Origin of the sequence: Streptococcus sp. 2741, assembly GCF_013276315.1 — a bacterium.
GTDB classification, from domain to species: domain Bacteria; phylum Bacillota; class Bacilli; order Lactobacillales; family Streptococcaceae; genus Streptococcus; species Streptococcus pseudopneumoniae.
In genome coordinates this window covers 38,685-47,578 of sequence record NZ_VMKU01000069.1, presented here as the reverse complement: position 1 = coordinate 47,578, position 8,894 = coordinate 38,685, and the positions used below count along the sequence as shown (strand labels likewise).

General features: G+C 37.2%; 9 protein-coding genes and 1 pseudogene. 5 read left to right on the top strand and 5 right to left on the bottom strand.

Translation table 11 applies throughout. The features are described 5' to 3' along the window. Positions 1-254 precede the first annotated feature (254 nt). A complete protein-coding gene (locus HT671_RS07475) occupies positions 255-1,925 on the bottom strand; it encodes a formate--tetrahydrofolate ligase (RefSeq protein WP_023938568.1) in 1,671 nt (556 codons plus the stop codon). A 229-nt stretch (positions 1,926-2,154) separates the two neighbouring features. On the opposite strand from HT671_RS07475, the gene coaB reads away from it, so the two are divergent. The 5 genes from coaB (at position 2,155) to HT671_RS07450 (ending at position 5,186) form a co-directional block, all read left to right on the top strand. Then, the gene (gene coaB, locus HT671_RS07470) at positions 2,155-2,844 is read left to right on the top strand and encodes a phosphopantothenate--cysteine ligase (protein WP_023938570.1); all 690 of its coding nucleotides are present in this window, start codon (positions 2,155-2,157) and stop codon (positions 2,842-2,844) included. An 11-nt stretch (positions 2,845-2,855) separates the two neighbouring features. Next, positions 2,856-3,407, top strand: coding sequence for a phosphopantothenoylcysteine decarboxylase (coaC, locus tag HT671_RS07465; protein WP_023938571.1), 552 nt, complete (start codon positions 2,856-2,858; stop codon positions 3,405-3,407). Further along, complete coding sequence (locus tag HT671_RS07460; protein WP_023938573.1) at positions 3,391-3,954, top strand: ECF transporter S component; 564 nt, start codon at positions 3,391-3,393, stop codon at positions 3,952-3,954. Before coaC ends, HT671_RS07460 begins: the two co-directional genes overlap by 17 nt. A 177-nt stretch (positions 3,955-4,131) precedes the next feature. Further along, positions 4,132-4,659 (top strand): ECF transporter S component, encoded by a 528-nt coding sequence (locus HT671_RS07455; RefSeq protein WP_001097394.1) that lies wholly within the window; start codon positions 4,132-4,134, stop codon positions 4,657-4,659. An 11-nt stretch (positions 4,660-4,670) separates the two neighbouring features. Next, positions 4,671-5,186, top strand: coding sequence for a transcription repressor NadR (locus HT671_RS07450; protein WP_000159169.1), 516 nt, complete (start codon positions 4,671-4,673; stop codon positions 5,184-5,186). On the opposite strand, the pseudogene HT671_RS07445 reads toward HT671_RS07450, so the two are convergent. The 4 genes and pseudogenes from HT671_RS07445 to HT671_RS07430 form a co-directional block, all read right to left on the bottom strand. Beyond that, a pseudogene (locus HT671_RS07445) lies at positions 5,183-5,323 on the bottom strand (DNA mismatch repair protein MutT); the annotation flags it as partial. The gene HT671_RS07450 and the pseudogene HT671_RS07445 overlap by 4 nt on opposite strands. A 75-nt stretch (positions 5,324-5,398) precedes the next feature. Next, entirely contained in the window at positions 5,399-6,364 is a 966-nt protein-coding gene (locus HT671_RS07440) for a substrate-binding domain-containing protein (RefSeq protein WP_023940186.1), read from the bottom strand. Between the two features lie 103 nt (positions 6,365-6,467). Further along, positions 6,468-7,412 (bottom strand): ribose ABC transporter permease, encoded by a 945-nt coding sequence (rbsC, locus tag HT671_RS07435; protein WP_023938584.1) that lies wholly within the window; start codon positions 7,410-7,412, stop codon positions 6,468-6,470. Between the two features lies 1 nt (position 7,413). Beyond that, on the bottom strand, positions 7,414-8,892 hold the full coding sequence (locus HT671_RS07430) for a sugar ABC transporter ATP-binding protein (protein WP_000687782.1): 1,479 nt from the start codon (positions 8,890-8,892) through the stop codon (positions 7,414-7,416). Positions 8,893-8,894: the final 2 nt, after the last annotated feature.

The window sequence follows — 8,894 nt, the reverse complement described above, 5'->3', positions numbered from 1 at the left end:
CTAGTTTCCTAGTTTGCTCTTTAATTTTCATTGAGTATAAAAAGCCTCTTCCCAAGGGAAAGAGGACTAAATTTTATTGATGAACTGCTTGCAGCAAATAAGAAATAGGTAGGGCAAAAATATTTAAACTCAAAAAACGCATAATATCCAGTGTTGAAAAACCTTGATATTATGCGCTCTATTATGGGAAAATTTACTTCATTTTCTCCTGAAATTGAGTTTTTACCCAGTCTCTCAAAGTCAATTTCAATCCACTAGAACAAGCCTAGTACAGTTCCATCGCTTTCAACATCCATGTTGAGAGCTGCTGGACGTTTTGGAAGACCTGGCATGGTCATAACATCACCAGTTAGGGCAACGATGAAGCCTGCACCTAATTTTGGTACCAATTCACGAATGGTAATTTCAAAGTTTTCTGGTGCTCCAAGCGCATTTGGATTGTCTGAGAAGCTATACTGGGTCTTAGCCATACAGATTGGCAATTTGTCCCAACCGTTTTGAACGATTTGAGCGATTTGTATTTGAGCTTTCTTTTCAAAGTTCACTTTGCTACCACGGTAGATCTCAGTAACAATCTTTTCAATCTTTTCTTGGACAGAAAGGTCATTATCATACAAACGTTTATAGTTAGCTGGATTTTCAGCGATAGTCTTGACAACCGCTTCAGCAAGAGCTACTCCACCTTCCGCGCCATCAGCCCAGACACTAGCCAATTCAACTGGTACATCGATTGAGGCACAAAGTTCTTTCAAGGCTGCGATTTCTGCTTCAGTATCAGAGACAAATTCATTGATTGCTACAACTGCTGGAATACCGAACTTACGGATGTTCTCAACATGGCGTTTCAAGTTGGCAAAACCGGCACGAACTGCCTCTACGTTTTCCTCTGTCAAAGCATCTTTAGCCACACCACCATTCATCTTAAGGGCACGAAGGGTTGCGACAATGACAACTGCATCTGGAGATGTTGGCAAGTTTGGTGTCTTAATATCAAGGAATTTCTCGGCACCAAGGTCTGCACCAAAACCAGCTTCAGTAACTGTGTAATCAGCCAAGTGAAGGGCTGTGCTTGTTGCCAAGACAGAGTTACATCCGTGAGCGATATTAGCAAATGGACCACCGTGTACAAAGGCAGGTGTACCGTAAATTGTCTGAACCAAGTTTGGCTTAATAGCATCCTTCAAAATCAATGCTAAAGCACCTTCAACCTGCAAATCACCTACAGAAACTGGCGTACGGTCATAGCGATAACCAATAACGATATTGGACAAACGACGTTTCAAGTCCTCGATGTCCGTTGCCAAGCAAAGAATAGCCATGATTTCAGAAGCAACTGTAATGTCAAATCCATCCTCACGTGGAATACCGTTTAGAGGGCCACCAAGTCCAACAGTTACATGACGAAGGGCGCGATCATTCAAGTCCACAACGCGTTTCCAGAGGATACGACGTTGGTCAATTCCCAACTCATTCCCTTGATGTAAGTGGTTGTCAATCAAGGCAGAAAGAGCATTGTTGGCAGTCGTAATGGCATGCATATCTCCAGTAAAATGAAGGTTGATGTCTTCCATTGGCAGAACTTGAGCATAACCACCACCAGCGGCACCACCCTTAATTCCCATTACTGGACCAAGAGATGGTTCGCGAATAGCAATCATGGTTTTCTTGCCAATCTTGTTCAAGGCATCCGCAAGACCAATGGTAATAGTTGATTTTCCTTCACCTGCAGGTGTTGGGTTGATGGCAGTAACCAAAATCAATTTCCCAACTGGATTGCTCTCAACTGCACGAATTTTATCAAAGCTGAGCTTAGCCTTGTACTTTCCATACAACTCTAAATCTTCGTAAGAAATACCAAGTTTCTCTACAACATCAACGATTGGCTTCAACTCAATACTCTGTGCGATTTCAATATCTGTTTTCATTCAAAACTCCTCTAACCTCTTATATGATAATTCATTATATCACAAAACAAGATTTTTAACATCCTCAAACTCTCTAAACGTTCGTAAATATCCATTTTTTTAAGGTTTTTAGAGCCCTTTCTTAAATTTTATATGGCTTTATAGTTTGAAACTATAGTAAATATTCGTTTCTACCAAAAATTTATCACTTTCATTTTACTTACCGTTTATTTTTGTGTACAATAGTGCTATGAAAATTTTAGTTACATCGGGCGGTACCAGCGAAGCTATCGATAGCGTCCGCTCTATCACTAACCATTCTACAGGTCACTTGGGCAAAATCATCACAGAAACCTTGCTTTCTGCAGGGCATGAAGTTTGTTTAATGACGACAAAACGAGCTTTGAAGCCAGAATCCCATCCCAACCTAATCATTCGAGAAATTAACAATACCAAGGACCTTCTACTGGAAATGCAAGAACGTATTCAGGATTATCAGGTCTTGATTCACTCAATGGCCGTATCTGACTACACTCCTGTTTATATGACAGGGCTTGAGGAAGTTCAGGCTAGCTCCAATCTAGAAGAATTTTTAAGCAAGCAGAATCATCAGGCCAAGATTTCTTCAACTGATGAGGTTCAGGTTTTGTTCCTTAAAAAGACACCCAAAATCATATCCCTAGTCAAGGAATGGAATCCTGCTATTCATCTGATTGGCTTTAAACTGCTGGTTGATGTTACCGAAGATCATCTGGTTGACATTGCTAGAAAAAGTCTTATCAAGAACCAAGCAGACTTGATTATCGCAAATGACCTGACTCAAATCTCAGCGAACCAGCATCGTGCTATCTTTGTCGAAAAAGATCAGCTTCAAACAGCCCAGACTAAAGAAGAAATTGCAGAACTCCTCCTTGAAAAAATTCAAGCCTATCATTCATAGAAAGGAAAGCTATGGCACATATTCTCTTGGCTGTAACGGGCTCAATCGCCTCTTACAAGTCGGCAGATTTAGTCAGTTCTCTAAAAAAACAAGGTCATCAAGTCACTGTCTTAATGACTCAGGCTGCTACAGAGTTTATCCAACCTTTGACACTACAGGTACTCTCACAGAATTACGTCCACTTAGATGTCATGAAGGAACCATATCCTGATCAAGTCAATCATATCGAACTTGGAAAAAAGGCGGATTTATTTATCGTGGCCCCTGCAACTGCTAACACTATTGCAAAACTAGCCCACGGCTTTGCGGATAACATGGTAACCTGTACAGCTCTAGCCCTGCCCAGTCATATTCCCAAACTCATCGCACCAGCTATGAATACAAAAATGTATGACCATCCAGCAACTCAGGCTAATCTGAAAACATTAGAAGCCTACGGCTATCAGCTGATTGCTCCTAAGGAATCCCTACTAGCTTGTGGCGACCATGGACGAGGAGCTTTAGCCGACCTCACAATTATTTTAGAAAGAATAAAGGAAACTCTCGATGAAAAAACGCTCTAATATTGCACCCATTGCTATCTTTTTTGCAACCATGCTCGTGATACACTTTCTGAGCTCACTTATCTTTAACCTTTTTCCATTTCCAATCAAACCGACCATCGTTCATATTCCTGTCATTATTGCCAGCATTATTTACGGTCCACGAGTTGGGGTTACACTTGGATTTTTGATGGGGCTACTTAGCTTAACTGTTAACACGATTACAATTCTACCGACAAGCTACCTCTTCTCCCCATTCGTACCAAACGGAAACATCTACTCAGCTATCATTGCCATCATCCCACGTATTTTGATTGGTTTAACTCCGTATCTAGTTTATAAACTGATGAAAAATAAAACTGGTCTGATTCTAGCTGGTGCCCTTGGTTCACTTACCAACACAGTCTTTGTACTTGGTGGAATTTTCTATCTTTTTGGAAATGTTTTTGATGGTAATATCCAAAAACTCCTAGCAACTGTTATCTCAACAAATTCGATTGCCGAATTAATCATTTCCGCAGTTCTAACCCTAGCCATTGTTCCAAGACTACAAACCTTGAAGAAATAAAAACAATCTCCGCTTTCATACTTGAAGGTGGAGATTTTGCTCTATATCATTACTATTATTAGTGAAATCTTTACCAATATTTAATTTAAAATGACCTATAAACTCAAGTAAATCCTTGCTTTATTGTCTTGTTTATTGTACTATACTAGTGTATATACAGACAAAAAGGAGATTCTTATGAATACACGGAAAAAGACACAATTTATGACAATGACTGCCCTCTTAACGGCTATTGCAATTTTGATTCCAATTGTTATGCCTTTTAAGATTGTCATTCCACCTGCTTCCTATACTTTGGGGAGCCACATCGCTATTTTTATTGCCATGTTCTTGTCGCCCTTGATGGCAGTTTTTGTTATCCTAGCCTCTAGTTTTGGTTTTTTGATGGCTGGCTATCCCATGGTGATCGTTTTTCGAGCTTTTTCCCATATCTTTTTTGGGACTTTGGGGGCTCTTTACCTACAAAAATTCCCCGATACCCTAGATAAACCAAAAGCTTCCTGGATTTTCAACTTTGTTTTGGCTGTCGTTCATGCCCTTGCTGAAGTATTGGCCTGTGTCGTTTTTTACGCAACTTCGGGTACCAATGTAGAAAATATGTTTTATGTTCTATTTGTACTAGTTGGATTTGGTACAATTATCCATAGTATGGTAGACTATACATTAGCACTAGCTGTCTATAAAGTGCTTCGAAAACGCCGTTAAAAGGAAGAACTATGACAAAAGATCGCAAACAAGCCCTGCTCCAACTCTTGAAAGAAGCTCCTAAAGCCCTCAATGGCCAAAGATTAGCTGAGCACTTTCATGTCACTCGACAAGTTATTGTTCAAGATATTGCAATTTTAAGAGCTGATGGATCTCCAATTCTATCTACCAATCGTGGTTATATCTATAAAGATGCTAATGCAAATACTTATCATCACAAATTATTTAAGGTCAAGCATGAAGTTGAAGAAATTGGACGAGAATTACTTGCTATCGTAGATAATGGTGGTCGCGTTCAAAATATCTTGATTGATCATCCTGTTTATGGAGAGATTGAAACCTTACTAAAACTGACCTGTCGCCGCGACGTGCAACATTTTCTAGAACAAGTTGAACGTTCTGACTTTAAGCCAATTTCTGAGTTAACAGATGGTATTCATTATCACCTAGTTGAAGCCGAGACACAACAAGACCTCCACTATATCGAGGAGGCCTTGGATCAGCTTGGTTATTTAGTAAAGGATTAGAAAATTTTCTTTTCCCAATCGTCTTCTGTACGGTGGCGGTAGAAAAACTCTGACTTGTCAGGAGCGTCCATCATCTCCATCAAAGGTAACATATCATAGGCCAGATCCAAGTTTGGAATCTGGTCTTTTTGAATCCAATAGCTCAAATAGTAACAATGATATTTAAAAACTACATTGAATGAAGATGAATAAGTACCTACTTATTAAATATATCACCAGTTATGTTGATCAACATTATCCTTAGTCACAAGATAAATTGGAGAAACTGTTTCTTTTTCTAGTTTTTTCCCTTGATAATGATCAATTGCTGATTGAATAGCAATTTCACCCATCTTAGCTGGTTGCTGAGCAATAGTGGCAGTAATATCACCTTTGGCAATAGCATCATGTGCATCTGGTTGACCATCAATACCAACAATTAATACATTGCTAAGACCAGCTGCTTTTACTGCTTGTGCAGCTCCTAACGCCATCTCATCATTCTGTGCAAAGATTGCTTGTACTTCTTTGTTTCCTTGAATCATATTTTGCGCTGTATTCAAAGCTTTTGCGCGATCAAAATTAGCGGATTGACTAGAAAGAACATCTAAATTTGTCTTTGAAATTTGTTCAAATCCTTTACCTCTATCTACTGTTGCAGAAGCACCAGGAACTCCTGATAATTCAAAAGTTTTTGCTTTTTCTCCCAATTGCTTGGTAATAAATTCGGCAGCCATTTTACCTGCTTCTACGTTATCAGAAGCAACAGTTGTCAAGACTTCACCACCATTACTACCGCGGTCAATTAAGATTACTGGAATATTTGCATTATTAGCAGCTTTAATAGATGTAACAATTGCATCAGAATCAACTGGATTAATTAGTAAAGCATCTACATTTTGACTAATAAAATTCTGAATATCATCTGCTTGTCTAGCAGCATCATCTTGTGCATCTGCTATCTTCAAAGTTACTTCTTTTTCTCCTGCAGCTTTTTCAAGACCATCTTTCATAGCCACAAAATAGGGATTGTTAGTAGTCGAAATAGAAACTCCTAATTTTAATTCTTTTGCCGACTTTTGAGTCGTAGATTTATTATCATTTGATGAATTTCCTAAACCAGTTTTTCCACAAGCTGCTAAAGCAAAAATAAATGTTACAAACAAAGCAAAAATGCTAATTTTTTTAATAATTTTCATGTTATTACTCCTCGTAATATATATCTATAGGGATAGTTTCCATCCCGATTATTGTACGTCATCTAATAAATTGTTGCTATTTCCAAAAAAATTGAAAATGATTCTACTGTTTTACAACTTTAAAACGATCAATCAGAACAGCAATTAAGATTACAACTCCTTTTACTACTTGTTGCCAAAATGCTGACACACCGATAATATTAAGTCCATTATTCAAAACCCCAATAATTAAAGCACCTATTAAGGTCCCCAGTATACGACCTTTACCTCCTGATAATGAGGTTCCCCCAAGAACAACAGCTGCAATAGCATCCATTTCATAACTAGCACCTGCTGTTGGTTGAGCAGAACTTAAGCGTGATGTTATAATCAATCCAGAAATTGAAGCCATCATACCTGATATTGAATAAATGATAATTTTCACTTTATTTAATTTCACACCTGATATATATGCTGCTTTTTCATTCCCCCCTATAGCATATACAGATTTACCAAATGCTGTTTTATGAAGTAAAACATATAAAACAATAAATACAATAAACATAATAATTACAGGAAATGGAATTCCTACTATGTAACCTTGCCCCAAAAATTGAAATAAGAATGTATCACTTAATCCTTTTGTAATAGGATTCCCATTTGTATAAACAAGTGTTGCTCCCCTAAAAATAGTCATAGTCGCTAAAGTGACGATAAATGGAGCTAATTTCCCGTAGGAAATCAATAACCCATTCATCATACCTAGAATGCAACCCAAAATTAAAGAGATGAGAATTGCTAACGTAACAGGCATTCCAGATCCTAATAAACCTGCTGTTAGCGCACTGGATAAGGCTAAAATTGATCCTACTGATAAATCGATTCCACCTGTTAGAATAACAAAGGTCATTCCAAAAGCGATCAGTGCATTTGATGTTACTTGCAATAGTAAATTTAACAGATTATTTGCTGTTAAAAAATTTGAATTGATAATAGTGATGACAGCCATTAAAATTATCAATGCTATTACTGTTGTCAATTCTGACATATACTTCATAGTATTTTTCACACTATTGTCCTCCTGTAGCTAGTTGCATAACTTTTTCTTGTGTAGCTTCTCGACGTGTTAATTCCCCACTAATTCTACCTTCATGCATGACCATAATGCGATCACTGACTCCAATCACTTCTGGTAAATCTGAAGAGACCATAATAATCGGTACACCTCGTTCAGCCAATTCATTCATTAATTGGTAAATTTCACGCTTAGCACCAACATCTACCCCACGAGTTGGCTCATCTAAAATCAGTACTTTTGGTGCAATACCTATCCATTTTGCTAAAACTACTTTCTGTTGATTACCACCAGAAAGTGTTCCAACTTCCTTATCTGGATAACCTGATTTAATTCGTAGCCTATCAATTAAACGTTGTACAAATATATCACTTGTTTTATTATCAAAAATACCATTTTTAACAAAATCTCGAGTACTAGGTAAAGTCATATTATCTTTAATAGAAAAATCTAAAATCAATCCCTCATCTTTACGATCTTCTGTTAAGAAACCAATTCCATGCTTAATTGCTTCAAAAGGATTTTTAATTATCAGTTGTTCTTCGTTTATTATAATTTGACCAGATTTTAAAGAATCAATTCCAAAAATTGCTCGCATTATTTCAGTACGACCAGCACCCATCAAACCAGAAAAACCAAGAATTTCCCCTTGACGTACATAGAAAGAAATATCCGTAAAAGCATCACCAGAAAGATTCTTAGCTTGAAAAACAATATTCCCAATCTCAGCCTTTTTTTCTGGATAATAATCTTCTAATTCACGACCTACCATCTTCTGAACTAATTCATCCGCATTGGTTAACTTCGTTTTCTTGGTATCAATTACAAACCCATCCCTCATAACAGTTATAAGATCTGTAATCTTAAAGATTTCTTCCATCCGATGTGAAATATACACAATACCTACACCATCAGATTTTAATCCTTCTATCACTTTAAAAAGTGTTTCAGTTTCACGATCAGTTAAAGCTGCTGTGGGTTCATCCATAATTAACAAGGAAACTTCTGATAATAAACATTTTGCTATTTCTATCATTTGTTGTTGTCCGACTGATAATTGACCAATGATTGCATCAAGAGGAATAGAGATATTAAGACGTTTAAATGCTTCTTTAGCTTTCCTTTCCATACTAGCTTTATCTAAAAACCCAATCGAATTTTTTATTTCTCTTCCTAAAAAAAGATTATCAAGTACAGTCATATCTGGCCAAGTATTCATTTCTTGATGAATAAAACTCAGTCCAAACCGTTCTGCCTCTTGAGGATTAGAAAATGTTTTTTCTTTTCCATCAATAAAAATAGTTCCTGAAGTAGCTGGAAAAAGTCCAGTTAAAATATTCATTAAGGTTGATTTGCCTGCACCATTCTCTCCCATTAAAGCATGAACTTCTCCTGAATTAAGAACCAAATCAATACTTTCTAAAACACGATTATTCCCAAAAGATTTTGAAATGTTCTTCATTTCAATTTTCATAG